The sequence below is a fragment of the Sphingopyxis sp. YR583 genome (assembly GCF_900108295.1).
GTDB lineage: Bacteria > Pseudomonadota > Alphaproteobacteria > Sphingomonadales > Sphingomonadaceae > Sphingopyxis.
The window spans coordinates 2375937-2401844 of sequence record NZ_FNWK01000001.1; the positions used below are offsets into that span (position 1 = coordinate 2375937).

Consider the following 25908-nt stretch of genomic DNA (forward strand, 5'->3'; position numbering starts at 1 on the left):
CAGGCGTGCGTGCCTTTGCGGCGGCGCGCCGAATGGCGGGCGCGCGGTTTCGGCCGCAGGGGAGCGACCCGGCGACGGGGCTCGACTGCGTCGGGCTGGTGTGGGCGGCGTATACGGCGGCGGGATGCGTGCTGGAGCGGCCGCGAGGCTATCCGCTGCGCGGCTGGTCGCGCGATTGGGTCGAAGCGGGATTGGGTGATGCGGGCTTCGTTCCGGCGGCTGGAAAGCGGCGCGAGGGCGATGTCGCGCTGATCGCCTATCCTGCGGGGCAGCTTCATCTCGCGATCCTCGGGAGCGCCAGCTTCGTCCACGCTCATGCGGGTTTGCGGCGGGTGGTCGAGACGCCGCTCGATGCGATCGGCGAGGCGGCGTGCTGGCGGCTGGAGACACGGTAATCAATTTGCGGGGAGCGCATTATGGCAACGCTGGTGCTGACGGTGGTCGGCGGGATTGTCGGAGGCCCGGTGGGCGCCGCGATCGGTGCTGCGGTGGGCCAGCAGGTCGACGCACAGGTTTTCAGGCCCAAGGGGCGCGAAGGGCCGCGTCTGGCCGATCTGAAGGTTCAGGCGTCGACCTATGGTCAGCAGATTCCGCAATTGTTCGGGACGATGCGCGTCGCGGGAAATGTGATATGGGCGACCGACCTGATCGAACGGCGAAACAAGCGCGGCGGAGGGAAAGGGCGGCCGTCGACGACCGAGTACAGCTATGCGGTATCGATCGCGGTCGCGCTGTCGTCGCGGCCGATCGGGGGTATCGGGCGCATATGGGCGGACGGCAATCTGTTGCGCGGGTCGAGCGGGACATTTCAGGAGCGCTGCACCTTTCGCTGGCACAATGGAAGCGAGGATCAGCCGGTCGATCCGCTGATCGCGTCCGCGCTGGGCATCGCGTCGGCGAGCGCGTTTCGGGGCTGTGCCTATGCGGTGTTCGAGGAGCTGGAGCTGGGTGCGTTCGGCAACCGCATTCCGTCGCTGACCTTCGAGGTCGAAGCCGATGTCGGGGACATCGACGCCGGACAGGTCGGTAACATATTGTCTGGCGAAAGCGCGCGATGCGACGGTGAATGGCGCTTTGCAGGTTATGCGGCATCGGGCGACCGCTTGCGCGACGCGCTGGCGCCGCTGTTCGAGGTCGATGGCGTTCGTGTGATGAACGGGCCCGGCGACTGGGCGCTGGCGCCGTCGGCATCCGTCGGCGAACCGCTCGCGCTCGCCGATTTTTGCGAGGCCGGGCGGAGTAATGCGCAAGACGAGCGGATCGAGCATCGTCGCGCGCCCTTGTCGGTGCTGCCCGGATGCATCCGGCTGCGGCATTATGAGCCCGGACGCGATTATCAACTTGGCCAGCAGACGAGCCAGGTGGCGGGCGGCGGCGTTCGCGAGGAACGGATCGACTTGCCTGCCGTGCTGCCCGCGGCTTCGGCGCGGGCGCTGGCGCAGCGGCTGGCGGCGGCCGCCGCAGACGGGCGCGAAACATTGATATGCCGCGCCGACCTTGCGGCGCTTGCGCTCACGGTTGGGCATATCGTCGAAATGGCCGATGGCAGCCGCTGGCGGCTGGCGGGCAGGGCCGTGCGCGGGAACGAAATCTTGCTGGAATTGAGGCGCCACGAGCCGCTTCCGTTGGCCGATCTTCCGGCAACGCCCGGGATTCCGGTGAGCGCGCCCGACTGGCCCGATGCGATCGGGGCGGTCTGCCTGTTCGATCTTCCCAATATCGGGAGCCCGGCCGCGTCGGCGCCGCGGCTGTTGATTGCCGCGGCGGGCAGCAACGACGGCTGGCGCGGCGCGGATTGTTGGTTCGTGGCATCGGCGGGTGCCGAGCCGATCCCCGTCGGCACGGTGCGACCGGTCAGCGCCCTGGGGCATCTTGCCGCGCCGCTGGGCCCGGGAAGCGATTATCTGTTCGACCTTTCCAACAGTGTCGAGGTCCAGCTGGTCAATCCGTCGATGGTGCTGGAATCGGTCGACGATATGGCGCTGCTGGGCGGAGCGAACCGGGCAATGGTGGGTGGAGAATTGCTGCAGTTCGGTGTCGCCGACATCGTCGAACCCGGGCGTTGGCGCTTGTCGCGATTGCTGCGCGGGCGCGCCGGAACCGAATGCGACATGCTGCATCTCGCGGGATCGTCCTTTGTCCTGCTCGACGATCCGGCGCTATTGATGTTGCCCGAGCCGATCGCGGGATTGGCGGAGGGGGGTGGCGCAATTCTTCAGTGGACGCCGCGGGGCAGCACAATTTTGAGTGAAGTCGCTGTACCCGCCTCCGGTCGGGCGCTGCAACCGCCAGCGCCCACGCACGGCCGGGTCCGCGCAGATGGTGCGGATGGCGTTGTCGTCAGCTGGGTCCGGCGCGGCCGCGTGGATGCGGGGTGGCGCGATCATGTCGATCAGCCGCTCGGCGAAAGCCGCGAGGAGTGGCGCATCGCGCTGTCGCCATCCGTCCCGGGCGTCGGTCCGTGGCAAAGCCCATCCCCGACCCTGCATATCAATGCCGACGAGCTGGCGATGATGCCGCCCGGTTGCGCGATCGATATTCGCCAGGTGGGGGATTTCGCGCTTTCGCCGCCTTTGTCTTTGTCGTTGACGTAAAAGGATGAATTATGACGAATCCGACGACGCCCCGCTTCTCGTTACCGTTACTTGCGGCAGGACAGGCGCAGAAAGAGATAACGCATAACGAGGCCCTGACCCTGCTTGACGCGCTGGTCCATGCGGCCGTCGAGGCCGGACCGGTTGATGCGCCACCCGAAGATCCCACCGAGGGGCAATGCTGGATCGTCGGGACGGCAGCGACGGGCGCGTGGGCAGGCCAGGGGAACAGGATTGCAATTCATACGGGGGGCGGATGGCGATTTGCACCGCCCCGCGAAGGGATGAGAGCGACACGGCTGGCCGATGGCGCGCAGCTTCGGTTCGATGGCGGAACATGGCTGCCGCCGGCGACTATGGGGGCGCCATCCGGCGGGGTGATAGTCGATTCCGAAGCGCGTGGCGTAATCTCCACATTGATCCTCCACCTCGCCGCGCAGGGTCTTCTGATTTCAGGCTGAATTTGGGATCATTGGCATAACAAGTGCGACTTTTTGGCAACATATTGACGATTTGTTAGCTTGCACGGAACCAAAGCGGCGAGTAGGACGTCTGCCGAGACGTATATCTCAATTTGAAAGGGGAATTACTATGAGGAAGCTTGCCGTCGCTCTGGCGTTGGCCTCCACCACCCTGGCGTCGCCCGTTCTGGCGCGCGACAACTCCTGGTATGTTGGTGTTGGTGCAGGCGCAATGCTCGTCGAGGATCTGGACCTCGATATCGGCACCTTCAACAATGCCGGTACGCTCGATCATCGTGCGGGTTATGATTTCGAAGGCACCGTCGGTTATGACTTCGGCGGTTTCCGCGCGGAAGTCGAAGTCGGCTATCGTGAAGCCGACATCAAGTCGGGCCGCTTCACGGCTCCCGGCATCCCGCAGACCGTGAACGGCACCGGCGGCCTCGCAACCGGTTCGGTTCCGCTCGCCGGCGATTCGAACGCTCTGAGCTTCATGGTCAACGGCCTGCTCGACTTCGGTGACGACGACGGCCTTCAGGGCTTTATCGGCGGTGGTGCCGGTGTTGCCCGCGTTTCGGTCGAGCCGGTTTATGCCGGTAACTTCCTTGACGATTCGGACACGGGCTTTGCCTGGCAGGCAATCGCGGGCGTCCGCGCTCCGCTGAGCGACAAGATCGACGTTGGCCTGAAGTATCGTTTCTTCAATGCCGACAACCTTGATCTGGTCGACCAGCTCGGTCGCGACGTTTCGACGCGCTTCCGTTCGCACTCGATCCTCGGCACGCTGACGTTCAACTTCGGTGGCGCTCCGGCTCCGGTGGAACCGGCTCCGCCGCCCCCGCCCCCGCCGCCCCCGCCGCCCCCGCCGCCTCCGCCGCCGCCGCCGGTCGTGGAATGCGCACCCGGACCGTACATCGTGTACTTCGACTGGGATCAGTCGAACATCACGCCGGAAGCGGCTTCGACGCTCGACAACGCGATCAGCGCCTACAACCGTGGTTGCACGGGTACGCAGGTCATGCTCGCCGGTCACGCTGACCGTTCGGGTTCGGCCAAGTACAACGTCGGCCTGTCGGAACGCCGCAACACCGCGGTTCGCAGCTATCTCACCGCTCGCGGTATCTCGGATGGCTCGATCAGCGCGCAGGCGTTCGGCGAAACCCGTCCGGCCGTTGCGACCGCCGACGGCGTCCGCAACGACCAGAACCGTCGCGTGGAAATCACTTACGGTCCGAACTCGGGCATGTAAGACTGGTTTCCGCTCCCGACAGGGACTGGAAGAAAAGAGGGGCGGTACCGAAAGGTGCCGCCCTTTCTTTATGCGTGCTTTGTGTGGCGGTGGCTTTTCAGCGCCAATATTCTGCTTGCCCGTGAAGTTTTATGATATACCATTACGTATGGGGCGCGGAATGGTTCGGCCCTTGATGCGGGGGTGGGCGCCCGTCATTCGCGGCGCACTTTCCCCGAGCGGGAGAGAGACGATGCGCAAACGCCGCAGCATGTTCCATCGCAGCATTTTTCGCGCCGATCCCAATGGGGATCCCGATATCAACACGACGCCGCTGATCGACGTTATGCTGGTAATGCTGGTGATGTTCATCATCACCATCCCGCCGCCGACGCACAGTGTCGACTTGACGCTGCCGGGAAAGCCGCCTGAGCACGCCGAGGTTCTCGACGAAAACCGCGTGACGATCGATACGGCCGACGTGATCCGCTGGAACAATGAGGCCGTCGACCTGGCTCAACTGGGCATGCTGGTCAAAGAGGCCGCCGACCGGTCGGAACCGGCGGCTATCCTGCTCGAACCCGACGCACGGGCGCGTTACCTTCGTGTCGATGAAGCCATCGGCGCAATTCGGCGCAATGGCGGAACCAAGCTCGGTTTTCCCGGAATTCAGAATTATTCCGGTCTGATCTGAGTTTTTTGGCGCTCGCTGTCCTTCAGGCGGCGGGCGCCGTTCCGGGCCGCAGATAACGCATCATATAGCCGACATAATCGGCCTTGCCGAGCGGCACGCCCATATGGCGCAGGACGGCATAGGCGGCGACACGGTGGAATGCGAACTGGGGCGCCGCCCAGTCACGGATATAGTCGAATGCGCTCATGTCGAAGACCATGCCGTTCGGCAGGTCGAAGCTGACTGGCCTGTCGCCATCCTGCCCGAGCGAGCTGGGGTCGACGGTATCGAGAAAAGCGAGTGTAGCGGCGATCTGATCCTGCATCCCGGCAAAGTCGGTCGCATCCTCGGAAAGCTCAGGGATCGCGACGCCGCCGAGCCGGTTGAGCGGTTGCAGTGCCTGTATACAGGTAAAGCGGACCTGCGAGGCGAGAGGGAACATGTCGGGGGCAAGCCGCGCCACCGCGAACTGCAATTCGCCGATGCCGTTGGCGGCGCCCCATGCGCTCGCCTTCGCCAATTCTCCCGACAGGGCCTTCAGGCCATTCTGAAAGGCCGGTACGGTCAGATCGTAGAGCATCGTCATTCCTTCGGTCGGTTGCAATTATCTCAGGCGGCTGCGAGCTTGTCCTGAAACTGGAGCCGGGCAAGCCGGGCGTAGAGGCCGTCGGCGGCGACGAGCTCGTCATGTTTGCCCTCTTCGACGATGCGGCCGTCGTCCATGACGACGATGCGGTCGGCTGCGCGCACGGTCGCGAGCCGGTGCGCGATCACGATCGTCGTGCGGTCGGCCATCAGCGTTTCGAGTGCATCCTGCACCAGTTTTTCGGATTCGGCGTCGAGCGCCGAGGTCGCTTCGTCGAGGAGAAGAAGCGGTGCCCGGCGGAGGAGGGCGCGCGCGATCGCGACGCGCTGGCGCTGGCCGCCCGAAAGCCGCGCGCCGCCTTCGCCCATGAAGGTGTCGAGCCCCTGCGGCAGCTTGCGCAGGAATTCCTCGGCATTGGCAGCGCGCGCAGCTTCCCAGAGCTCGTCGTCGCTTGCGGTCCAATTGCCGTAACGCAGGTTGTCACGCGCCGAGGCAGCGAAGATCACGGTTTCCTGGGGCACCATCGCGAGACGGGCGCGGATATCGGCAGGGTCGGCGTCGATCAGCGGCACGCCGTCGAGCAGGATCTGGCCGCGCTGCGGATCGTAGAAACGCTCGGCGAGCTGGAAGAGCGTCGACTTGCCGGCGCCCGAGGGACCGACGATCGCGACGGTTTCGCGCGGGCGGATCGCGAGACTGAAATCATGGAGCGCCGGTGCGTCGGGCCGGGTCGGATAGTGGAATTCGACATTTGCGAATTCGAGCGTGCCGACGGGCGGTTCGGGAAAGCGGCTGGGGTTCGTGGGCGGCGCGATACTGGCTTCGGCATTGAGCAGTTCGCTCAGCCGCTCGGCAGCGCCCGCAGCGCGGAGCAGATCGCCATAGACTTCGGTGAGTGCACCGAATGCCCCTGCGACGAGCCCCCCGGTCAGAACGAAAGCGGCGATCGTGCCGCCGGTGATCGTGCCGGCGGCGACACCTTCGGCGCCGTACCAGAGCAACGTGGTGATTGCGCCGAACAGCAGGCCGATCACCGTCGCGGTGATGATCGCGCGCAGGCGGATGCGACGCTTGGCGGTCGCGAAATTCGCTTCGACCGCGATCGAGAAGCGATCGGCTTCGCGCGCTTCCTGACCGAATGCCTGGACGATCTTCATCGCCCCCATCTGCTCGGCGGTAGTCGCGCCGATGTCGGCAACGCGGTCCTGGCTGGTTCGTGAGACCTTCTGGAGCCGGCGGCCGAGGAGAACGATCGGCAGGATGATGACGGGGATACCGAGCAAGATGCCCGCAGTGAGTTTGGGCGAAAGGCTGAACAGATAGATGATGCCGCCGATGCCCATCACCATGTTGCGGAGCGCCACCGAGACGGTGGTGCCGACGACCTGTTCGATGATCGCGGTATCCGACGTCATGCGCGAGGCGATTTCGGACGGGCGGTTTTCCTCGAAAAAGCCGGGGGCGAGGCGTAGCAGGTTCTGCTGCACCGCCTGCCGAATGTCGGCGACGGTGCGTTCGCCGAGCCAGCTCACGAAATAGAAACGAAGCGCGGTCGCGACCGCGAGCGCGACGCAGATGGCGTAGAAAAGCCGGAAATGCGGCGCGACGTTTCCTCCGCCGGCGATGAAGCCGCTGTCGATCATTTCCTTGAATTGATAGGGAATGGCGAGCGTCGCGAGGGCAGCGATCCCGAGCGCGATCGCCGCGATGACCAGCTGGAGCGGATAGCGGCTGGCGTAGTGCCACACCATGCGCAGGCTGCCGAGTTTGCGGCGGGGTTCGGCGGTCGCTTTTTCAGCGGACAGATCGGGTTGGCTGGCCATCGCATCGGCCCTAGCAGCGCGCGTGGCCGCGCTCAACGACGCAGAATGCGCCCCTGCTTCAAGCGCTTTGAAGCAGCGCTGTAAGGGAGCGCGGCGGCCGCCGCCGCGCTCCCCCTTTGTCAGCGGTTATCGAGCTGCGCGCGCACGGCGCGCAGTCCCGCCTGCGTGATGCGGTACGGCGCGCCGCCCTGCGACCCGATGAAGCCGCGCCGCCGCAGGCGGCTGAACAGCGACAGGCCGGTATTGGCGAGCACATGCCCGTCACGGGTGAAGCACAGCGCCTCGATGATATGGCCGCTTTCGTCGCGGCGATGACGGATCATGCCGCCTTGCGCCAGCACATGGAGCATACGCTGCTCCGCTTTCGAGATGTTCATGGGATATGTCCGGATTTTGCATGCAACAACAGCGCACCGACCGGGGGTCGGCACGCAGCGCACATCCCGTTTTCGCCGGGATGTTAGCGGTTGCCCGCAATCTCAGACATAGTCACTCCATCGGCGCACCTTGCGCCGCTTCACGCCAAATATTCGCATTCGGCACGCCCCGCAATGATTTTGATGCATTGCACAATGAGATCGAGCCCCTAGACTGCTAACCAACGCGCAGGCGCCGAAGAGCGCCGCCGGGGTCACGCAAGGAACGATCTGAACATGCTTTATCACGCGTTTGACATGCAGAAAAACTGGCTTGCCGGGGCGAGTGCGCTCGCGACGGCGGGGGCGCAGGCGATGCAGCACCCGGCGAATCCGCTCGGCTATTTCAGCGGCAGCCCGATGTTCGCCTCGGCGCTCGAAGTGTTCGCGCATGCCGCCGCTCCGCGCGGCAAACCGGGTTTCGAGCTGTACGAGACTGTCGTGAATGGCGAGACGGTGCGCGTCGCCGAGGCGATCGAGGCGCGCAAGCCCTTCGGCCAGCTCAAGCATTTCAAGCACAAGGGATCGAAAGACGCACCCAAGCTGCTGATCGTTGCGCCGATGTCGGGCCATTATGCGACGCTGCTGCGCGGCACTGTCGAGCGCATGCTGCCCGGCCACGACGTGTGGATCACCGACTGGCGCGACGCGCGCAACGTGCCGCTGGAGGCGGGCAAGTTCGACCTCGACGATTATGTCGATTACCTGATTTCATGGCTCGAGCATATCGGGCCGGGTGCGCATATGCTGGCGGTCTGCCAGCCGTCGGTGCCGAGCCTCGCCGCGGCTGCCATCATGGCGGCAAACAAGCATGCGTGCCGGCCAAAGACGCTGACGATGATGGGCGGGCCGATCGACACGCGCAAGGCGCCGACGGCAGTCAACGAACATGCGACGACGCGGCCCTATGCCTGGTTCCAGGAAAATGTGATAGCGACCGTGCCCGCCTGGTATGCGGGCGCCGGACGCCGCGTCTATCCGGGTTTCCTGCAACTCGCGGGCTTTATGTCGATGAACCTTGGCAATCACATGATGAGCCATTGGGAGATGTTCAAACATCTGGTCGACGGCGACGGCGAGAGCGCGGACAAGACCAAGGAATTCTATGACGAATATCGCGCGGTGTGCGACATGACCGCCGAATTCTACCTCCAGACGGTCGATATCGTCTTCCAGCGCCACCTGTTGCCAAAGGGCGAGATGATGCATCGCGGGCAGCCGGTCGATGTCGGCGCGATCGAGGATATCGCGATCCTCGCGATCGAGGGCGAGCGCGACGATATTTCAGGGATCGGCCAGACCAAGGCGGCGTTGACGATCGCGAAGGCGCTCCCCGCCGAAAAGAAGAAATATCTGATGGCGAAGAGCGTCGGTCATTATGGCATCTTCAACGGCCGCAAATGGCGCGAGGAGATCGCTCCCGTCGTCGAGAAATGGATCCGTAGCAACGGCGGGTGACAGCCGAGAGCGGCCGTACTTCGCCACCCCAAACTGTCACCGGGGTGCGATGTAAGGCCGATCGTCAGGGCAATTCCATTCCCAATGCTGCCGACAGATCGGCAAGCGCCTGTTCTCCGCTTGTCACCTTTATTGCGTGCATGCCGAGCTGCGCCGCGGGTTTGCAGTTGATGCCGAGGTCGTCGAGATAGATGCATTCGGCGGGCACGACGCCGAGTTTTTCGCACATCATTTCGTAAATCCGCGGATCGGGCTTGCGTACGCCCGCCTTGCTCGATTCGATCACATGCGCAAAGCGCGCCATGATATCGGCGACCTCGATCGCCGCCTCTTCGCTGCGCGTCATCCCTGCGCCGCGGATACCCATCTTGCCGCCCGGTACATTGTTCGTGATGCATGCGATGGTGAAGCCGCGCGCCTTCAACGTATCAAGCGTCGCGACCATCGCCGGCCGCACGGCGCCTGCGATCACCGCAAGCACGGCTTCGCCTTCCAGTTCATGTCCCAGCGCGCGCGCCTCTTCGGCGAACAAGGTGTCGAAGGCCGCGGCGTCGATCTCGGCGCGCTCGAACTTCGCCCAGGCATTGCCGTCGGGGTTGGCCGCGTTGACGCGGCGGACGAAATCGCGCGGCAGGCCGCGTTCGTCCTCAAGACGATTGAAGGCTTCGAAAGGCGACGCGGTGATGACGCCGCCGAAGTCGAAAATAACGGTCGTGTAAGTCATATGAGAGAGGCAATCCTTATTTCTTTACCGGCGTTGCAACGCGGTTACCCGACCAGCTCGCGTCGTCGATCGTCAGATCGAGCTTGTCGGGCGAGCGCACCGTGTCGAGCAGGAACACCGAAGGTCCACTCGCGGCGAGGATCGCGTCCATCGCCTTTTCGAGCGGGATGGTGACGGTCGGGATGCGCGCGTGGCTTGACTTGATCTCGACCTTGTTCGGCCCTGTGCGCGTGACGGTGATCGTCACGCCGCTTTTCGACGAGCCGCGCGCGTCGGAGATGATGTCGCCCTTATAGGTGCCCGCGACGCGGTCGGCGAGGTCGGGTTTGTGCGCGGGTGCGGCCTTGGGCGTTTCGGCCAGCGCCGCTCCCGCCGGGAGCAGGAGCGCGAGCGAGGCAGCGAAGACGAGGGTGCGAAGCATGGTCCATCCTTTCGTGCGGCGGGGAAAGGGACTGCTCATGCGACCCTCATGGAACGACGACGATCCCCTTTTTGGGGTCGGCCTGTCCCGAGAGCATCTCCCGATAGGCAGCGAGCGCCGCATCGCCGCCGCTGCGTTTATCGACCGAAGTCAGCCGCGGCGCAACGTCCATGAAAGCGAGCCACGCCTGGGCGATCTTCTGCCCGAACGCTGGGCCGCCCCAGTCGGCGATACGCTTCTGGCTGCGGCCGGGCGCGAAAAAGCCCTGTCGTTCGGGGCCGGGGAGTGCGGCCTGTCCAGCGTCGGCGTCCCAGTGCGACTTGCCGACGATGATCGAGGCCTTGAGACTGTTTCCGAAATGGCTGTGCACCGCGCGCGTCACCGCGCCATTGCCCGCCATGTCGACAAGCGCCGACGCGGTGCCGGGATTGAGCGTCAGGATATCGTCATAGGCGATGACGCGGTCGTAGATGCGCTGCGCGTCGAGGTCGGCGACATTCGCCTTGCTGGTCAGGCCGATCGTTTCGGGGCGGTGGCCTTTGCGCTGCGCGAGCGAAAAGCCGAGCCCGATCGCGGTCTTGCTCGATGCGCTCGCGATCAGGATCTGGTCGGCGCCATAATCGCCCTCATCCTCGAACTGGTCGGCGATCAGCCAGCCGGTGAGGAAGAGTGGACGAAAGACGGGCCAATAATCATGGTCGGCGGCGCGATAATCGGGCAGCGCCTCGATCCGCTGATAATTATTGTAAATGGGGGGAAGGGTGGTTCGCCGCGCCGTCACATCGGTGAAGCCGCCGGCCCCCGCCTTGCCGACGGTGAGCACGGCGGTCTCCGCCATCGGATAATAGCCGTAGAAGCGGTCGCCGACCGCGACACCGTCTGCATTGCTTTCGGTCACTGTCGCGAAGCCCCACACCGGCAGGCGGCCCGGCACGCCCTGCTCGGCAAAGAAATCCCAATAGCCCTGGTCGTTTCCGAACAGGCCGGCGGGTTTGCCGAACACGGCGTAGGTGATGTTGTTTGCGGTCATCGCATAGCTGTCGAGATGCACGCGCACCTGTCCCGGCGCGAGCGACGCATCCGGATCATCGACCAAATTTGCCTGCGTGATATCGTCGCGATCGATGTCGATCGCCCAGCCAGCTCTGCTCATGTCCGGACCCCTCCGATTGGCTTGCCCGCGGCTGCGGGATGACCGATAGTCATACAGATGGCATCGTCCCTGACAATCGCGGTCAAACGCATTCACGAACCGGCCGGTCCCGGTGACGGCACGCGCTTCCTCGTCGATCGGCTGTGGCCGCGCGGTGTGTCGAAGGAAAAGGCGGCGCTGGCGGCGTGGCTCAAGCCGCTGTCGCCGAGCGACAGGCTACGCAAGCAATTCCACGGCGAGACCGCCGATTCGGACGAGGCGTGGGATGCGTTCCGGCGCGACTATTTCGCAGAACTCGATGCGGGCGGCGAGGAGGTGAAGGCTGCGCTCTTTACACTCGACGCGGCGGCGCAGGCGGGCCCGGTGACCTTGCTCTATGCCGCGAAGAGCGAGGAGCGGAACAATGCCGTCGCGCTTCGAGAGTGGCTGGAGCGGCGCTAACCCACCGTCGTCCCGAGCAGCGATCCGATCGCGATCGTTGCCGCCATCGCCATCGCGCCCCAGAAAGTGACGCGGACTACCGGGCGCAGCATCGGCGCATTGCCCGCTTTGGCTCCGAGCGCGCCGAGGATCGCGAGGAAGACGAGCGACGCCGCCGACACGGTCCATGGCAATGACGTGCCCTGATCGACGAAGACGGTTGCGAGGGGCAACGCAGCGCCGATCGCAAAACTTGCCGCCGAAGCCGCCGCCGCCTGCACCGGCCGCGCGGCCATCGCGTCGGTCATGCCCAGCTCGTCGCGCAAATGGGTGTCGAGCGCATTGTGCGCGGTGAGTTGCACCGCGACCTGTTCGGCGAGGGTGCGATCGAGCCCGCGCTCCTGATAGATTTGGGTCAGCTCCTCGAGCTCATATTCGGGGTCGGCCGCGAGATGGCGCTTCTCCAGCTCGACGTCGGCTTTTTCGGCGTCGCCTTGCGAACTTACCGACACATATTCGCCAGCCGCCATCGACATCGCGCCAGCAACGAGGCCCGCGGTGCCTGTGACGAGAATCGAGGATTGCGACACGCCAGCGGCTGCGACCCCCGCAATCAGGCTGGCGGTCGAGACGATGCCGTCGTTGGCGCCGAGGATCGCGGCGCGCAGCCAGCCGATCCGCGTGACGGCGTGGGTTTCCTCATGCATCGCGGCGCTCCCTGTTGCGGAGAGCGCGCCACGAGGGTCAGCGGGCGCGCTCCGACTTCAGTCCTGCTGCCGCGATCCCGGCGGCGGCGCAAGCGGCATCGTCGGCTGGCGCTTCGCCCGACGCTCCGACGCCGCCGAGCCGGGTGCGGCCGTCGGCGCTGAAAACGGGTACGCCGCCCAGCACCGTGACGACATGCGGCGCGTCGGCGAATCCCGGGGTGCCCTTCGCTGCCTCCTCCATTCCGCTCGTCGGGAAACCCCAGGCAGCGACCGCGCGCGCCTTTTCGAGCGAGAAGTCCATCATGCCGAACGCATTGCCGTCCATCCGCCACATCGCGACCGGATGGCCGCCGAGGTCGACGACCGCGATCGCATGGCCCTGTCCCTTGGCACGCGCATGCGCGGCGCAGCCCTTGACGATCGCATCGGCCTGTTCGGCATTCAGTCCCTGCGCATGGGCTGGCGCCGCGATCAGCAGCGCCGCCACCCAGATCATTCTCATCCTCGCCTCCCCAATGGGGCGCGGGGTCAGTACTGCAGTTGCAGCCCCGGCCTGGCCCAGCGCGTCTTCACGAGCCGGCCCGTCCCCGACAGGGTGATATAGGCATCCTGCCGGTCGGGCCCGCCGAAGGCGATGTTGGTGGTGAAGATGTCGTCGGTCGCGAAAAATTCGACGAGCGACCCGTCGGGGCCGACGACCGAAATGCCGCACTCGCCGATCGTCGCGACGCAGATATTGCCATTCGCCTCCATCGCGAGGCTGTCGAAGAATTTATAACCCGCGGGGCGATAGAGCGGGATGCCGGGGCCGCCGGGGCCCGCGGCGTCGTCGACCTTGCCGGGTGCCGTGATGTTGAACTTCATCAGGCGGCAAGTGTATGTTTCGGCGGCATAAAGTGTGTTGCCGTCAGGCGAGAGTCCTACACCGTTGGGATTGTTCGACGGAAAAATGACTTCCTCGATAAAGCTGCCGTCGGCCTTGGCATAGAAGATGCCGACGATGTCGTGGCAGCGCTTTTCATAATCGACCTTGCCATGATCGGTGAACCAGAAGCCGCCATGCGCGTCGAACATGATGTCGTTCGGGCCGCGCAGCGTGACGCCATTGTCGCCCGATTTGTACAATATCTCGACTTCGCCGGTGTCGATATCGATGCGCTCGATCCGCCCGCCCGAATAATCGTCGGCGATGCCGTGCGGCGCCAGATAGCCGTTCGATTCGACATAGTTGAACCCGCCGTTGTTGCAGCAGTAAAGCTTGCCGTCGGGGCCGATTGCAAGGCCATTGGGGCCGCCGCCGGGGGTCGCGATCACCTCTTTCCGTCCGCCCGGCCAGCAGCGCGTGATGCGCTTTGCCTCGATCTCGACGACGATGACGCTGCCGTCGTCCATCACCACCGGTGCCTCGGGAAAGCGCAATCCGTCGGCGATCAGTTCAAACTCGGCCATCCTCGTCTCCCTTGCTCTTGCACATTGGCTGTGCTTTGCGCGCATCATGCCCGTTCGCACGCTCTTCGCCACCAATTTTTACGAGTCCGATATCGGCACGCCCGACCTGCTCGAGGAGCTGGAGGAAAGCAGCCGCCTGTTTGCCGAGGAGGATGGCGCGGGACGACGCTGGAGCCGCGATCATGGCTATAAGGGCTATACGAGCTATGCTTCGCTTGGTGATCTGCCCGAGCGCGACCCCGCGTTCCACGATTTGAAACGCCTGCTCGACAAGGAAGTGAAGGCCTTTGCCAAGGCGTGCCACTTCGATCTTGCGAAGCCGCTCAAGCTCGACAGCCTGTGGGTCAATATATTGAAACCCGGCGGCACGCACAGCGGCCATATCCACCCGCACAGCATCGTGTCGGGCACTTTCTATGTCGCCGTCCCTCCGGGGTCGGGTGCGCTCAAGCTGGAGGATCCGCGGCTTGCGATGCTGATGGCGGCGCCGGGACGCACCGACGAGGCGCCCGAGTATCTTTTGCCCTTCGTCTATGCCGAGCCCGCGGCAGGCCGCGTCTTCCTATGGGAAAGTTGGCTGCGTCACGAGGTCATGCCGCATTCGGGCAAGGGCGAACGGATCAGCATCAGCTTTAACTATCGCTGAGACATCCTATATCGCCGCCATCCCCCATTTCCTCGACCAAGGATCTACTATGACCGCGACCTACGACGCCGACCTCCAGCTCTTTATCAATGGTGCCTGGCGAAGCGGCGAGGGACGCGAGGCGCGGCCGGTCTATAATCCGGCAACAGCGGGCACGATCGCCGAATTGCCGGTTGCAACCGCGGCCGACCTCGACGAGGCGCTCGCCGCCGCTGCACGCGGCTGGCCGGTGTGGCGTGCGAAAACGCCCGACGAGCGCGCCGTGCTGATGCGCAAGGCCGCGGGGATCATCCGCGAGCGCGCCGACCATATCGCGACGCTGCTGACGCTCGAACAGGGCAAGCCGATCGCCGAGGCGCGCGGCGAGGTGCTGTCGGCCTCGTCGCTGCTCGAATATTTCGCCGAAGAAGGAAAGCGCATCTCTGGCCGCGTCGCGCCGCGTCCGGCGGGCCAGCGCGCAATGGTGCTTCGCCAGCCGGTGGGTCCGGTTGCGGCGTTCAGCCCGTGGAACTTTCCGGTCAATCTGATGGTCAAGAAGATCGCGCCCGCGCTCGCCGCGGGCTGCGTCGTGATCGCCAAGGCGCCCGAGGAAACGCCCGGCTGCACCAGCGCGATCATGCGCTGCCTCGCCGATGCGGGCATTCCGGGTGACGTCGTCCAGCTTGTCTACGGCAACCCCGACATGATCAGCCGCCACTTGCTCGGCAGCGAGGTGATCCGCAAGGTCAGCTTCACCGGTTCGACCGCGGTCGGCAAGCATCTGATGAAACTCGCCGCCGACCGCGTGCAGCGGATCACGATGGAGCTTGGCGGTCACGCGCCGGTGCTGATCTTCGACGATTGTGACCTCGAAGCGACGCTCGACCGCGTTGTGATGCAGAAGTTCCGCAACGCCGGCCAGGTCTGCGTGTCGCCGACACGCTTTTATGTGCAGGAGGGGATCTACGACGCGTTTGTGAAGGGCTTTGCCGAGCGCACGAAGAAGGTGAAGATCGGCAGCGGGCTCGACGCCGATACGCAGATGGGCCCGCTCGCCAATGCGCGCCGTATCCCGGCGCTCGAAGCGCTGGTTGCCGACGCGACTGCAAAGGGGGCGCGCGTGATCGCGGGCGGCGAGGCGACGGGCGACGGCTATTTCTTCCAGCCGACCGCGATCGCCGATGTGCCGCTTGACGCCGACGCGATGAACAACGAACCCTTTGGTCCGATGGCGCTGATCCGCCCGTTCGGCACCGAGGAAGAGGCGCTCGAACAGGCGAACCGGCTGCCCTATGGCCTCGCCGCCTTCGCCTTTACCGAGAATGGCCGCCGCATCAATCGCGTCGCCGACGGGATCGAAAGCGGGATGGTCGGCATCAACAGCTTCGTGATCTCGGCGAACGACATGCCGTTCGGCGGGATCAAGGAATCGGGCTTCGGCAGCGAGAGCGGCCCCGAAGGGCTCGACGGCTATCTCGTCACCAAGGCGGTGCATATTTATTGAGCTAGTCGCGCTCCAGTGCCACGAAGTCGCGCGCCATCGGCGCGAGATGTGCGCCGCCGTCGACGAAAATCGTCTGCCCCGTCACCGCCTCGGCGCGTGCCAGATAGACGACCGCGTCGGCGATCTGCGCGGGCGTCGGCAGCGCGCCCAGCGGCATCAGCGTCGCCAGCCGCTCGACCTGCGCCGCCGAATAATCGTCGGTCGCCATCGTCAGCCCGGGCGCGACGGCGTTGACGCGCGCGCGGCCCCCGAAGGCGACCGCAAGCGTCGCCGTTGCCTGCCACAGCGCCGATTTCGACAGGCTGTAGGCGATTTGGTCGGGCACCGGATGGGCGACGCGCTGGTCGACGATATTGACGATCGCGGGGCGCTGGCCCGCGCTCGCCGCAACCAGCGCCTTTGCGAGCACCACCGGCGCATGGTGATTGACCTGCATCATTTCAGCGAGCGTTGCGGCCGACAGGTCGGGCCATTCGCCCTCGGCGAACAGCGCGGCATTGTTGACGAGCAGGTCGGGGGCGCGACCGAATTTTTCGATCACTGCGGGGATCAGCGCGTCGACCGCGGCCGGATCGGCGAGGTCGGCGGCAAAGCGGTGACTCAGCGCGCCAGTCTCGGCGAGCGCGTCCGCCAGCACCGGGTCGGCATCGCCCGGGCTGCGCTTGTGGATCGCCAGCGCATAGCCCTCGCGCGCGAGCCGCGCCGAGATGGCGGCGCCGACGCGGTGGAGCCCGCCCGTGACGAGAGCGAGCTTTTGGGTCATTCCCGTACCCGCCGCATCGTGATGCCAATCTCTTCGCCTTCCTCGGCGATGGCGAGCTTGACGATCTTCACCTCGACCTCCTCGACCTTCTCGTCCTGCAGGAACAGCGTGTCGATGATATGGTCGGCGACGCTTTCGATCAGGACGAAATGCACATCCTTGGGGATGCCTTCGGTCGCGGCGAATTTCAGGTGCATATAATTTTTCGAGCGGCTGAGCGGCGTCGTCGGCTCATAATGATCCGCCATCGCCAGCTTCGCGCGCACCGAGATGCGCAGCGGCTGCGGCAGGTGCGTTTCTTCAGAATAGATGCCGGTCAGCACTTGGGCGGTCAGCCCGGTCACTTCCAGCCACAATGTATCGGTCACAAGAATTTCCTGTCGAGCGAGCGCGATATTCGGCTTTCCATTGCCGACCCGCGACCCTAAAGCGCCGCCGCATTAGCGAAAGGGTACGCGTTGGTCGAGTTACTTCCATTGTCCGATATCGAGCCGCAGGCGGTCGAGAATCTCCTCGATGCTGCTTTCGGAGCGGATCGCTTTGGACGAACCGCCTACCGCATCCGCGACGGCATGGATGCGGTTCCGGCACTGAGCTTCGCTGCGGTCGAGGACGGCGCGCTGATCGGGACGATCCAGTGCTGGCCCGTCGCGCATCGTGCGGGCGACGGCACCGCGACGCCTCTGGTGATGGTCGGCCCCGTGGCAGTGCGTCCCGACGTCCAGCGCGGCGGGCATGGCCGCGCGTTGATGGCGCATATGCTGGACGCCGCGGAGGCCCGCGCCGACAGCGCGTTGATGATGATCGGCGACCCCGAATATTATGGTCGCTTCTTCGGTTTCGACGCCGATGCGACGGCTGAATGGGATTTGCCGGGGCCGTTCGAGCGACGGCGCCTGCTCGCGCGGGCGGTCAACGGCCACGATCTGCCTCGCGGAGCCGGGATGATCGGCCCGCGCTGATCCCGCGGGGTTGCGCCCGCCGCCCTTCCGCCTATGTCGGGTGGATGGTCACTCCGGCTCCCTCGCTTCCCAAGGACTTCTCGCAGCTTTCGCTGACCGAGGCGGCCGAACTGCTCGCTGCGCGCAAACTGCCCCCCGTCGATCGGTGGCACCCCGAGCGCGAGGGCGACAGCGCGATGGAAATCCGCGCTGACGGTAGCTGGTATCACGAAGGCGGCCGGATCAACCGCCACGCGATGGTAAAGCTCTTCTCGACAATTCTTCGCCGCGAACCCGACGGCAGCCATGTGCTCGTCACTCCTGCCGAGAAGCTCCGCATCGCGGTCGAGGATACGCCCTTCCGGGCCGTCGAGATGAAGAGCGAAGGTGAGGGTCGCACGCGCAAGCTCGTCTTTCGCCTCGATACCGACGATCTGGTCATGGCCGGGCCCGACCATGTGCTGAGCTTTGGCCGCGATCCCGACAGCCCCGATCCGCGGCTCCACGTCCGCGGCACGATCGGCAATGGGCTGGAAGCCCGCATCGACCGTGCGCTCTATTACGAGATCGTCGAAATCGCGCTGGCCGAGGGCGATCCGCCAGCGATATGGTCGAACGGCGCGCGCTTTCCATTGGTCGACGCCTGATGCTCTCCGAAAAGCTGCGCGTGGCGCTCGACAATCTGCTGCCCGATGCGGGCGAGGACGAGAGCTATCTCGGTATGCCGACGCTGCGCGACGCCGCGGTGCTGATCGCGTTCACCGATCGCCCCGACCCCGGCGTCATCCTGACCCAGCGACCGCAATGGCTGCGCAGCCATGCAGGACAGGTCGCCTTCCCGGGCGGCAAGATCGACCCGGGCGATCGCGACGCGATCGACGCCGCGCTCCGCGAGGCCGAGGAGGAGATCGGGCTCCACCGCCGCGACGTCATGGTCGCGGGTGCGACCGAAGCCTATCGGTCGGGCAGCGGCTATCTGATCACCCCGGTGCTTGGCGTCATCCCTCCGGACCTTCCGCTCGACCCCAATCCCGACGAGGTCGAGGATTGGTTCGAGGTGCCGCTCGACATCCTGTTCGATCCCGACAATTATGCGCGCCAGCATGCGAACTGGCAGGGACACGACCGCCATTATTACGACATGGACTGGCAGGGACGGCGGATCTGGGGCGTGACGGCGGGAATCATCATCAATCTGGCGCGGCGCTTGCCCGCAGGGTGGCACCGGTGACCATGCTGCCCGTCGCCGAGTGGCGCGAGCGCCCGGGGCTTCGCCGCATCGTCGCCGCGCTCACCGCCGACGGCGGCGCGGTCAAGGCGGTCGGCGGCGCCGTGCGCGATACGCTGCTCGGCCTCGCTGTCGCCGATATCGACCTTGCGACCCCGCTTCTGCCGGAACAGGTGACGCAGCGGCTCGAAGCGGCCGGGATCAAGGTCATTCCGACCGGCATCGCGCATGGCACCGTCACCGCGATCGCGAGCGGCGATCATCACGAGATCACGACGTTGCGCCGCGACGTCGAAACCGACGGTCGCCGTGCGACGGTCGCCTTCGCCGACGACTGGCGCGACGATGCGGCGCGGCGCGACTTCACGATCAATGCGCTCTACGCCGATATCGATAGCGGTACGATCGACGACTGGTTCGGCGGTCTCGCCGATCTCGAAACGGGACGCGTCGCCTTCATCGGCGACGCGGCGACGCGCATCGCCGAGGACCATCTGCGGATTCTGCGCTTCTATCGCTTTGCGGCGCGTTTCGGGCGCGGCGCGCTCGACCCGGTCAGCCACGCCGCGGTCGTGACCGCTCGGCAGTCGCTCAAGAGCCTGTCGCGCGAGCGCATCGCCGACGAGCTGCTCAAGATATTGTCGCTCGCCGATCCACGCGGCATCGTCGGGCAAATGGCGACGGACGGCATTTTCGCGGTGCTGTTGCCCGAACTCGACGCGGATTTCGCGGCGGCATTCGATCGTCTGGTCGCGAATGAGGGCGCATCGAACGCCACCGCCGCACCTTTGCGGCGTCTCGCGGCGCTGCTTCCCGCCGACGCCGCCATCGCCGAACAGGTTGCGAGCCGGCTCCGCCTGTCGACGCGGCAGCGCAAGCATCTCGCTTTGCTCGGCAGGCATCGCGCCGACAATAGGCGTCCGGTCCGGCAACTCGCCCATGCGATCGGTGTCGACGCCGCGCGCGATGTGCATCTGTTAGCCGACGATGTGGATGCGGCGAGGGCAGCTGTCGAAGCGCTGTCGGACTGGACCGTCCCCGAGATGCCGCTGAAGGGCGGCGATATCGTCGCGCGCGGGGTTGCTGCGGGCCCGGAGGTTGCGCGCATCCTGAAAGCGGTCGAGGCCGAATGGGTTGCGGAGGATTTCCCCGACGCCACGCGCGTCGCGGAGCTTGTCGATCAGAAGATCGGCCGCACCAGGGACTGACGCCAGTAATCGAGCGCTGCCTGACCATCCATCGGCCGCGCGAACAGGAACCCCTGCCCGAAATCGCATCCGAGCGCCGACAACAGCCGCGCCTGGTCGGCGGTCTCGACGCCTTCGGCGGTGGTCTTCATCCCCAGTACTTCGGCGAGGCTCTGGATCGTGCGGACGATCGCGACCTTGTCGCGGTCGTCGACCATATGTTCGACAAAGCTGCGGTCGATCTTGAGCACGTCGATCGGCAGGCGCTGCAGATAGGCGAGATTCGAATAGCCAGTGCCGAAATCGTCCATCGCGACGCGCGCGTCGAGCGCCTTCAGCTCGCTGAGTACCGACAGCGCAAGGTCAGGGTCGCCGATGATCGCGCTTTCGGTGAGTTCGATCATCAGCCGTTCGCCGCCGATCTTTTCGCGTTCCAGCGCCTCGCGCACCACTGCGGCGACATCGTCGCGCACCAGCTGGATCGCCGAGACGTTGACCGAGAAATAGGCGTCGACGACCGCGCCGCCATTCTGCCGGTCCCAGTCGGCAAGTATGGCCGCGGCCTTGCCGATCGCCCATTGACCTAGAGGGACGATCAGGCCTGAATCCTCCGCAATGGGAATGAATTCGGTCGGCGAGACCGAATGGCCGCTGCTGTTGTCCCAGCGCGCGAGCGCCTCGAACCCGGCGACGCGGCCGCTCGACAGTTCGATCAGCGGCTGGAAGGCGAGGTGGAGCCGGTCCTCCTCGATCGCGTTGCGCAACTCGGTCTCAAGCCCGAAGCGGTTGTCCGACAGCATCGCGGCTTCGGGTTCATAGATTTCGATGCGGTCGGTCTGTTTCGCGCGCTTGAGCGCGATCTGCGCATGGCGGATCTGGTCCGCGATATCGGTGTCAATTTCCGGCTGAATCGCACAGCCGAGCGCACAGTCGACGCTGACCTTGAGTTCGCCGATGCGAAAGGGGTGGTCGAAACAGCCGCGGATACGCCGTGCCATTTCGCGCACATCGGCGCGCCCGCCCGCGACGCGGGTCGATATCGCGAATTCGTCGCCGCCGGTGCGCGCCAATATGTCGCCGCTGCGCAGGCTCGATTTCAGCCGCCGGGCGACGGTGATGATCAGCTCGTCGCCCGCCATCGGACCGATATGTTCGTTGATGCGGCTGAACCGTGCGAGGTCGAGCAGGAGGATCGCATGGTCGGCACCGGGGCCCTCGGTACGCGCGCGCTGCTCGACCAGTTCCTCGAACCCCGCGCGGTTGGGGAGGCCGGTCAGGCTGTCGGACACGAGTTCGCGGCGCAAATTGCGCTCGGTCATCATTTCCTGCGTCCGGTCGATCAGGGTCAGCAGGAACAGCCCGTCGTCGCCCGATTCGGTCGGCAGCGGCCCGATCGATCCGCGCAGGTCGCGTGCCGCCGGACCGTCGCCGAGCTGGCACGAAAATTCCTGCGATTCTTCGGAAAATTGCGAGGCCCGTTCGATCGCGCGCAGCAATTCGATCGGCGCCTCGGCCCCTGCGGGCGACAGGTTCAGCCGGTCGAAGGCCGCATTGCTCGCGTGGAGCCGGAAATTGCCGCGCGCCATCGGTCGGATCAACGCGGCCGGAACGGGCAACGCGTCGATCCAGCCGACGAACAACAAAGGCCGGTCTTCGCCGGTTCTATCGATAGGCATAACAGAGGGTTTTGTGCGACCTTTCCCCATTGACCATTGCCTAGGTCACGGGAAGTAAAGAAGGGATTTACGGCTACCCGGAATTGCGGTCAGCCGAAGCGATTGTTCCTTGGAAAACCGGTCGGCGGCATCCGGCCGGCGGCTCCGCGCGCAACGCGCCAGGGCGCAAGGTCGGTTTCGGTCCGCGTGCGGCCGGTTTCACCGCCCATCGCCCAGCTCAGCCCGTCGGCGAACGCAAAGCTCACCGCATCCGACAGCCCGCCGTCGCGATAGCGTTGCAGCATCACGCCCTGACCGCGCGCCATCACCGGCACCTCGGCGAGCGGGAAGACGACCAGCTTGCGATTCTCTCCGACCGCGGCGACGCTGTCGTCGCTCGCCGCGATCTTGTGGACGACGGCAAGCACCGCCTTGGGTTTCAGATTGACGACATTGCGGCCTTTGCGCGTTTCGGCGACGACCTCGGCCATCTGGGCGACGAAGCCATGGCCGCTCGTCGACGCAAGCAGCAACCGACCGTCGGCGCTCGCCGGGATCATCGCGACGATCCGCGCCTCGGGATCGATGTCGACCATCAGCCGGAGCGGCTCGCCGAATCCGCGCCCGCCGGGCAATTTGTCGGCGCCGACGGTGAAGAAACGCCCGTCGCTCGCCGCGACCAGCAGCTTGTCGGTCGTTTGCGCGTGCGCTGCGAACAGCAGCTCGTCGCCTTCCTTGAATTTGAATTCGCTCCACTGATCGGCCGCGACATGGCCGCGCTGGGCGCGGATCCAGCCGCGTTTCGACAGGATCACCGTCACCGGCTCCTTCTCGATCATCGCATCGAGCGGGATTTCGCGCGTCGGAGCGGCTTCGGCGATCGTCGTGCGCCGCGCACCGAGCAGCGTTTCGAGGCCATAGACGTCGCGCAGCTTTTCCAGATCCTTGCGCAGCCGCGTCTTTTGCCGCGCGGGGCTTTCGATCAGCTTGGCCAGCTCCTCGCGCTCGGCGGTCAGGTCGGCCTGCTCGCGCTTCAGTTCCATCTCCTCAAGCTTGCGCAAAGAGCGCAGTCGCATGTTGAGGATCGCTTCGGCCTGCCGGTCGGTCAGGATGAATTCGGCGATCATCACCGGCTTCGGCTCGTCCTCGGTGCGGATGATCTCGATGATCCGGTCGAGGTTCAAAAAGGCGATGATATAGCCCGCGACCAGCTCCAGCCGGTCGTCGATCTTCGCAATCCGATGCTGTGCGCGGCGGACGAGGACGATGATCTGATGCTGCAGCCATTCGGTGAGCAGCTGCTTCAGCCCCATCACCTTCGGCGTGCGCGTCGCGTCGAGGACGTTGAGATTGAGCGCGAAACGGCTTTCGAGGTCGGTCAGCCGGAACAGGCTGTCCTTGAGCACGTCAGGATCGACATTCCGGCTCTTCGGTTCGAGCACGATGCGCAGATCTTCAGCGCTTTCGTCGCGGACATCCTCGAGGATCGGGAGCTTCTTGTCGGCGATGAGCTGCGCGATCTGTTCGATCAGCTTGCCTTTGGCGACCCCGTAAGGAATCTCGCTGATGACGAGTTGCCAGGTTCCGCCCGACTGCTTTTCGATCCCGCTCTCTTCCCAGCCGCCGGTCTCCAGCTTGCCGGTCGAGAAGCGCGCGCGGACGCGGAAACCGCCGCGCCCGGTTTCATAGGCGTGCGCGATCGTCTCCGGGCTGTCGACGACGATGCCGCCGGTCGGGAAATCGGGGCCTTTGACATGTTCGAGCAGCTCGGAAAGCTCGGCGCGCGGATTTTCGATCAGCACCAGCGCCGCACCGATCACTTCGGCAGCGTTGTGCGGCGGAATGTTCGTCGCCATGCCGACCGCGATCCCGCTCGCGCCGTTGGCGAGCAGGTTCGGGAACAGCCCCGGCATGATCTCGGGCTCTTCATCTTCGCCATTATAGGTCGGCCGGAAATCGACCGTACCTTCGTCGAGCCCCTGCATCAGGTCGATCGCGACGCGCGTCAGCCGCGCCTCGGTATAGCGGTACGCCGCGGCGTTATCGCCGTCGATATTGCCGAAATTGCCCTGGCCGTCGACGAGCGGATAACGGAGCGAGAAATCCTGCGCGAGGCGGACCATCGCGTCGTAAACGGCAGTGTCGCCATGCGGATGGAATTTGCCGATGACGTCGCCGACGACGCGCGCCGATTTCTTGTAGCCTTGGCTCGGGTCGAGCCGCATCGCGCGCATCGCCCACAGCAGGCGCCGGTGGACCGGCTTCAATCCGTCGCGCAGATCGGGCAGCGAGCGCGCGGTGATCGTCGACAGCGCATAGACGAGATAGCGTTCGGACAGCGCGCTGTCGAACGGGGTATCGATCATGCCGGGGACGGGTTCGTTATTGTCGGGATCGTCGGTGGTACTGGCCATTGCGCAGAGCCGATAGCAAGGCTGGCGCGCCAAGGCAAAGGCTTGCGTTGGCGCGGCGCGTCACTAGCTTGGGATATTCACCGGGAGAGGGACGGTATCTTGAGCGAAACCACTGGCACCATTCGCAAAAGCATCTGGTCGCGCGCAAGCGAGATGGCCGGGCAGGCTCCGCCCGAGCGCAACCGCTACGTCGATTTCCTTCGTGCGCTATCGATTCTTGCGGTCGTCGTCGGCCATTGGCTCGTCGCCGCTCCCTATATGAAGGACGGCGCGGTCGAGGGCGGGCATTTGCTCGGCATATTGCCGTGGACGCAGTGGCTGACCTGGGGCTTTCAGGTCATGCCGCTCTTCTTCCTCGTCGGCGGCTTTTCGAACGGCATGTCGTGGGCTGCGACGCAGCGCAAAGGCGGAAGCTATGAAAGCTGGTACAGCGGGCGGCTCCAGCGGCTGATCAATCCGGTGCTGCCGCTGTTCCTGATCTGGACGCTCGTCGCGATGTTCGGGACGCTCGCGGGAATCGATCGCGGCATCGTCGCGATGGCGGCGCAGCTTGCACTGATCCCCGTTTGGTTCCTGTCGGTCTATCTGATGGTCGCCGCAGTCGTGCCGCTAACATGGAGGGTGTGGAAGCGTTGGGGCTTCGGCTCCTTCTGGGCGTTTGTTGCGGGCGCGGTCGCGATCGATGTCGCGGCGCTGCACTTCCACATACCTTACGTCAATTTCCTCAACTTCGCCTTCGTCTGGCTCGCGATCCACCAGCTCGGCTTTGCGTGGAGCGAGGGACGACTGGCACCGGGCAGAGCGCTTCTTTGGGGCATCGGCGGGCTGGCTGCGCTTGGGCTGCTGGTGGGCTTCGGACCCTATCCGGTCGCGATGATCGGCGTGCCCGGCGCTGGCCTCAGCAATTCGATGCCGCCGACGCTCGCGCTGCTCGCGCTCGGCACTGCGCAGGCGGGTTTTGCGCTCGCGCTCGAACCCGCGGGACGGCGGATGCTCGACAATCTGCGTATCTGGACGGCTGTCGTGCTCGTCAACGGCATGATCATGACGATCTACCTCTGGCACCTCACCGCCTTTGTCCTTGTCATGGTCGCGGCCTGGCTGCTCGGCGGCGTCGGGCTCGATGTGCAGCCGGGAAGCGCGTCATGGTGGCTCGCGCGTCCGGTCTGGTTCATTCTCTATATCGCCGCGCTCTTTCCGCTGATCATGCTCTTCGCGCGGCATGAACGCGCGAGCAAGGACAGCGGCGAGGTACCGCACTGGCGGCTGATCGTCGGGCTGCTCCTCATTTGCGCCGGGCTCGGCGCCACCGCCGCGATCAGCATCGCAAGCCCGCTCGGCGTGACGGGCGTGCGTCTCTGGCTCGTCGCGCTGCCATTTGTCGGCGCCGCAATCGCGCAATTTGGCCCCGTCCATCGGCTGACCCGGTCGCGGGCGTAACGCGCCCTGCGCGCCGATGCCGCGTATAGGAAGGGCCG

Annotated in this window: 27 protein-coding genes; 14 read left to right on the plus strand and 13 right to left on the minus strand. The window is 65.3% G+C overall.

Translation table 11 applies throughout. The features are described 5' to 3' along the window. Nucleotides 1-5 precede the first annotated feature (5 nt). The 5 genes from BLW56_RS10910 (at nt 6) to BLW56_RS10930 (ending at nt 4977) form a co-directional block, all read left to right on the plus strand. Nucleotides 6-395 carry a C40 family peptidase gene (locus BLW56_RS10910; protein WP_256203389.1) on the plus strand — a complete coding sequence of 130 codons (390 nt, stop codon included), beginning with the start codon at nt 6-8 and terminating at the stop codon, nt 393-395. A 21-nt stretch (nt 396-416) separates the two neighbouring features. Continuing rightward, nucleotides 417-2594: a phage tail protein gene (locus BLW56_RS10915; protein ID WP_093510513.1), complete on the plus strand. Its 2178-nt coding sequence runs from the start codon at nt 417-419 to the stop codon at nt 2592-2594. A gap of 11 nt (nt 2595-2605) precedes the next feature. Then, nucleotides 2606-3055 carry a DUF2793 domain-containing protein gene (locus BLW56_RS10920; protein ID WP_093510514.1) on the plus strand — a complete coding sequence of 150 codons (450 nt, stop codon included), beginning with the start codon at nt 2606-2608 and terminating at the stop codon, nt 3053-3055. 130 nt (nt 3056-3185) lie between these two features. Beyond that, on the plus strand, nt 3186-4304 hold the full coding sequence (locus BLW56_RS10925) for an OmpA family protein (RefSeq protein WP_093510515.1): 1119 nt from the start codon (nt 3186-3188) through the stop codon (nt 4302-4304). Between the two features lie 232 nt (nt 4305-4536). Then, nucleotides 4537-4977 carry an ExbD/TolR family protein gene (locus tag BLW56_RS10930; protein WP_093510516.1) on the plus strand — a complete coding sequence of 147 codons (441 nt, stop codon included), beginning with the start codon at nt 4537-4539 and terminating at the stop codon, nt 4975-4977. A 22-nt stretch (nt 4978-4999) separates the two neighbouring features. On the opposite strand, the gene BLW56_RS10935 is transcribed toward BLW56_RS10930, so the two are convergent. From BLW56_RS10935 to BLW56_RS10945, 3 genes are all read right to left on the minus strand, one after another. After that, a complete protein-coding gene (locus tag BLW56_RS10935; RefSeq protein WP_093510920.1) occupies nt 5000-5536 on the minus strand; it encodes a DUF1993 domain-containing protein in 537 nt (178 codons plus the stop codon). 29 nt (nt 5537-5565) lie between these two features. Then, on the minus strand, nt 5566-7365 hold the full coding sequence (locus BLW56_RS10940; RefSeq protein ID WP_093510517.1) for an ABC transporter transmembrane domain-containing protein: 1800 nt from the start codon (nt 7363-7365) through the stop codon (nt 5566-5568). Nucleotides 7366-7484: 119 nt separating this feature from the next. Beyond that, nucleotides 7485-7742 carry a YjhX family toxin gene (locus tag BLW56_RS10945; protein WP_062176477.1) on the minus strand — a complete coding sequence of 86 codons (258 nt, stop codon included), beginning with the start codon at nt 7740-7742 and terminating at the stop codon, nt 7485-7487. Nucleotides 7743-8018: 276 nt separating this feature from the next. Between BLW56_RS10945 and BLW56_RS10950 the strand changes: the two genes are divergently transcribed. Next, complete coding sequence (locus BLW56_RS10950) at nt 8019-9239, plus strand: polyhydroxyalkanoate depolymerase (RefSeq protein ID WP_093510518.1); 1221 nt, start codon at nt 8019-8021, stop codon at nt 9237-9239. A 64-nt stretch (nt 9240-9303) separates the two neighbouring features. On the opposite strand, the gene BLW56_RS10955 is transcribed toward BLW56_RS10950, so the two are convergent. Genes BLW56_RS10955 through BLW56_RS10965 form a run of 3 tightly spaced genes read right to left on the minus strand, consistent with a single transcriptional unit; the run spans nt 9304 to nt 11537 of the window. Beyond that, nucleotides 9304-9963, minus strand: coding sequence for an HAD-IA family hydrolase (locus BLW56_RS10955; protein ID WP_093510519.1), 660 nt, complete (start codon nt 9961-9963; stop codon nt 9304-9306). A gap of 16 nt (nt 9964-9979) precedes the next feature. Further along, nucleotides 9980-10384 carry a hypothetical protein gene (locus BLW56_RS10960; RefSeq protein ID WP_093510520.1) on the minus strand — a complete coding sequence of 135 codons (405 nt, stop codon included), beginning with the start codon at nt 10382-10384 and terminating at the stop codon, nt 9980-9982. A gap of 46 nt (nt 10385-10430) precedes the next feature. After that, on the minus strand, nt 10431-11537 hold the full coding sequence (locus BLW56_RS10965) for a DUF2855 family protein (protein WP_093510521.1): 1107 nt from the start codon (nt 11535-11537) through the stop codon (nt 10431-10433). A 57-nt stretch (nt 11538-11594) separates the two neighbouring features. On the opposite strand from BLW56_RS10965, the gene BLW56_RS10970 reads away from it, so the two are divergent. Next, nucleotides 11595-11978, plus strand: coding sequence for a DUF488 domain-containing protein (locus tag BLW56_RS10970; RefSeq protein ID WP_093510522.1), 384 nt, complete (start codon nt 11595-11597; stop codon nt 11976-11978). Here the strand turns inward: BLW56_RS10970 and BLW56_RS10975 are convergent. The 3 genes from BLW56_RS10975 to BLW56_RS10985 are packed head-to-tail and all read right to left on the minus strand — an operon-like array spanning nt 11975 to nt 14113. Continuing rightward, entirely contained in the window at nt 11975-12664 is a 690-nt protein-coding gene (locus BLW56_RS10975; protein ID WP_093510523.1) for a VIT1/CCC1 transporter family protein, read from the minus strand. The genes BLW56_RS10970 and BLW56_RS10975 overlap by 4 nt on opposite strands. A gap of 37 nt (nt 12665-12701) precedes the next feature. Next, the gene (locus BLW56_RS10980; protein WP_093510524.1) at nt 12702-13166 is read right to left on the minus strand and encodes a GlcG/HbpS family heme-binding protein; all 465 of its coding nucleotides are present in this window, start codon (nt 13164-13166) and stop codon (nt 12702-12704) included. Between the two features lie 26 nt (nt 13167-13192). After that, the gene (locus BLW56_RS10985; protein ID WP_093510525.1) at nt 13193-14113 is read right to left on the minus strand and encodes an SMP-30/gluconolactonase/LRE family protein; all 921 of its coding nucleotides are present in this window, start codon (nt 14111-14113) and stop codon (nt 13193-13195) included. Between the two features lie 46 nt (nt 14114-14159). Between BLW56_RS10985 and BLW56_RS10990 the strand changes: the two genes are divergently transcribed. Beyond that, complete coding sequence (locus tag BLW56_RS10990; protein ID WP_093510526.1) at nt 14160-14759, plus strand: TIGR02466 family protein; 600 nt, start codon at nt 14160-14162, stop codon at nt 14757-14759. Between the two features lie 49 nt (nt 14760-14808). Further along, nucleotides 14809-16242, plus strand: coding sequence for an NAD-dependent succinate-semialdehyde dehydrogenase (locus tag BLW56_RS10995; protein ID WP_093510527.1), 1434 nt, complete (start codon nt 14809-14811; stop codon nt 16240-16242). Nucleotide 16243: 1 nt separating this feature from the next. On the opposite strand, the gene BLW56_RS11000 is transcribed toward BLW56_RS10995, so the two are convergent. Together BLW56_RS11000 and BLW56_RS11005 are read right to left on the minus strand one after the other, a co-directional pair. Further along, the gene (locus BLW56_RS11000; protein ID WP_093510528.1) at nt 16244-17005 is read right to left on the minus strand and encodes an SDR family oxidoreductase; all 762 of its coding nucleotides are present in this window, start codon (nt 17003-17005) and stop codon (nt 16244-16246) included. Beyond that, nucleotides 17002-17373 (minus strand): dihydroneopterin aldolase, encoded by a 372-nt coding sequence (locus tag BLW56_RS11005; RefSeq protein WP_093510529.1) that lies wholly within the window; start codon nt 17371-17373, stop codon nt 17002-17004. The genes BLW56_RS11000 and BLW56_RS11005 overlap by 4 nt, the downstream gene beginning before the upstream one ends. Nucleotides 17374-17463: 90 nt before the next feature. Here BLW56_RS11005 and BLW56_RS11010 point away from each other — a divergent pair, with 90 nt between their 5' ends. The 4 genes from BLW56_RS11010 to BLW56_RS11025 are packed head-to-tail and all read left to right on the plus strand — an operon-like array spanning nt 17464 to nt 20382. Next, a complete protein-coding gene (locus BLW56_RS11010) occupies nt 17464-17967 on the plus strand; it encodes a GNAT family N-acetyltransferase (protein ID WP_093510530.1) in 504 nt (167 codons plus the stop codon). 44 nt (nt 17968-18011) lie between these two features. Beyond that, nucleotides 18012-18593 carry a DUF1285 domain-containing protein gene (locus BLW56_RS11015; protein WP_093510531.1) on the plus strand — a complete coding sequence of 194 codons (582 nt, stop codon included), beginning with the start codon at nt 18012-18014 and terminating at the stop codon, nt 18591-18593. Next, entirely contained in the window at nt 18593-19177 is a 585-nt protein-coding gene (locus BLW56_RS11020) for a CoA pyrophosphatase (protein ID WP_093510532.1), read from the plus strand. Before BLW56_RS11015 ends, BLW56_RS11020 begins: the two co-directional genes overlap by 1 nt. Nucleotides 19178-19179: 2 nt before the next feature. Continuing rightward, entirely contained in the window at nt 19180-20382 is a 1203-nt protein-coding gene (locus BLW56_RS11025; protein ID WP_093510921.1) for a CCA tRNA nucleotidyltransferase, read from the plus strand. Here the strand turns inward: BLW56_RS11025 and BLW56_RS11030 are convergent. Next, complete coding sequence (locus tag BLW56_RS11030; RefSeq protein ID WP_256203390.1) at nt 20355-22037, minus strand: putative bifunctional diguanylate cyclase/phosphodiesterase; 1683 nt, start codon at nt 22035-22037, stop codon at nt 20355-20357. The two genes, BLW56_RS11025 and BLW56_RS11030, sit on opposite strands and share 28 nt — an antisense overlap. 89 nt (nt 22038-22126) lie before the next feature. After that, the gene (gene parC, locus BLW56_RS11035; protein WP_093510534.1) at nt 22127-24430 is read right to left on the minus strand and encodes a DNA topoisomerase IV subunit A; all 2304 of its coding nucleotides are present in this window, start codon (nt 24428-24430) and stop codon (nt 22127-22129) included. 99 nt (nt 24431-24529) lie between these two features. On the opposite strand from parC, the gene BLW56_RS11040 reads away from it, so the two are divergent. After that, nucleotides 24530-25870 carry an acyltransferase family protein gene (locus BLW56_RS11040; RefSeq protein ID WP_093510535.1) on the plus strand — a complete coding sequence of 447 codons (1341 nt, stop codon included), beginning with the start codon at nt 24530-24532 and terminating at the stop codon, nt 25868-25870. The last annotated feature ends 38 nt before the right edge of the window (nt 25871-25908 follow it).

Excerpts from the sequence above, each read along its gene's own strand:
- parC (WP_093510534.1), bottom strand. The coding sequence starts at position 24,430 with ATGGCCAGTACCACCGACGATCCCGACAATAACGAACCCGTCCCCGGC.
- BLW56_RS10940 (WP_093510517.1), bottom strand. The coding sequence starts at position 7,365 with ATGGCCAGCCAACCCGATCTGTCCGCTGAAAAAGCGACCGCCGAACCC.
- BLW56_RS10935 (WP_093510920.1), bottom strand. The coding sequence starts at position 5,536 with ATGCTCTACGATCTGACCGTACCGGCCTTTCAGAATGGCCTGAAGGCC.
- BLW56_RS10980 (WP_093510524.1), bottom strand. The coding sequence starts at position 13,166 with ATGAGAATGATCTGGGTGGCGGCGCTGCTGATCGCGGCGCCAGCCCAT.
- BLW56_RS11020 (WP_093510532.1), top strand. The coding sequence starts at position 18,593 with ATGCTCTCCGAAAAGCTGCGCGTGGCGCTCGACAATCTGCTGCCCGAT.
- BLW56_RS10990 (WP_093510526.1), top strand. The coding sequence starts at position 14,160 with ATGCCCGTTCGCACGCTCTTCGCCACCAATTTTTACGAGTCCGATATC.
- BLW56_RS11025 (WP_093510921.1), top strand. The coding sequence starts at position 19,180 with ATGCTGCCCGTCGCCGAGTGGCGCGAGCGCCCGGGGCTTCGCCGCATC.
- BLW56_RS10955 (WP_093510519.1), bottom strand. The coding sequence starts at position 9,963 with ATGACTTACACGACCGTTATTTTCGACTTCGGCGGCGTCATCACCGCG.
- BLW56_RS10950 (WP_093510518.1), top strand. The coding sequence starts at position 8,019 with ATGCTTTATCACGCGTTTGACATGCAGAAAAACTGGCTTGCCGGGGCG.
- BLW56_RS10985 (WP_093510525.1), bottom strand. The coding sequence starts at position 14,113 with ATGGCCGAGTTTGAACTGATCGCCGACGGATTGCGCTTTCCCGAGGCA.
- BLW56_RS10975 (WP_093510523.1), bottom strand. The coding sequence starts at position 12,664 with ATGCATGAGGAAACCCACGCCGTCACGCGGATCGGCTGGCTGCGCGCC.
- BLW56_RS11015 (WP_093510531.1), top strand. The coding sequence starts at position 18,012 with ATGGTCACTCCGGCTCCCTCGCTTCCCAAGGACTTCTCGCAGCTTTCG.
- BLW56_RS10970 (WP_093510522.1), top strand. The coding sequence starts at position 11,595 with ATGGCATCGTCCCTGACAATCGCGGTCAAACGCATTCACGAACCGGCC.
- BLW56_RS10925 (WP_093510515.1), top strand. The coding sequence starts at position 3,186 with ATGAGGAAGCTTGCCGTCGCTCTGGCGTTGGCCTCCACCACCCTGGCG.
- BLW56_RS11000 (WP_093510528.1), bottom strand. The coding sequence starts at position 17,005 with ATGACCCAAAAGCTCGCTCTCGTCACGGGCGGGCTCCACCGCGTCGGC.
- BLW56_RS10915 (WP_093510513.1), top strand. The coding sequence starts at position 417 with ATGGCAACGCTGGTGCTGACGGTGGTCGGCGGGATTGTCGGAGGCCCG.
- BLW56_RS10920 (WP_093510514.1), top strand. The coding sequence starts at position 2,606 with ATGACGAATCCGACGACGCCCCGCTTCTCGTTACCGTTACTTGCGGCA.
- BLW56_RS10960 (WP_093510520.1), bottom strand. The coding sequence starts at position 10,384 with ATGCTTCGCACCCTCGTCTTCGCTGCCTCGCTCGCGCTCCTGCTCCCG.
- BLW56_RS10965 (WP_093510521.1), bottom strand. The coding sequence starts at position 11,537 with ATGAGCAGAGCTGGCTGGGCGATCGACATCGATCGCGACGATATCACG.
- BLW56_RS10945 (WP_062176477.1), bottom strand. The coding sequence starts at position 7,742 with ATGAACATCTCGAAAGCGGAGCAGCGTATGCTCCATGTGCTGGCGCAA.
- BLW56_RS10995 (WP_093510527.1), top strand. The coding sequence starts at position 14,809 with ATGACCGCGACCTACGACGCCGACCTCCAGCTCTTTATCAATGGTGCC.
- BLW56_RS11030 (WP_256203390.1), bottom strand. The coding sequence starts at position 22,037 with ATGCCTATCGATAGAACCGGCGAAGACCGGCCTTTGTTGTTCGTCGGC.
- BLW56_RS10930 (WP_093510516.1), top strand. The coding sequence starts at position 4,537 with ATGCGCAAACGCCGCAGCATGTTCCATCGCAGCATTTTTCGCGCCGAT.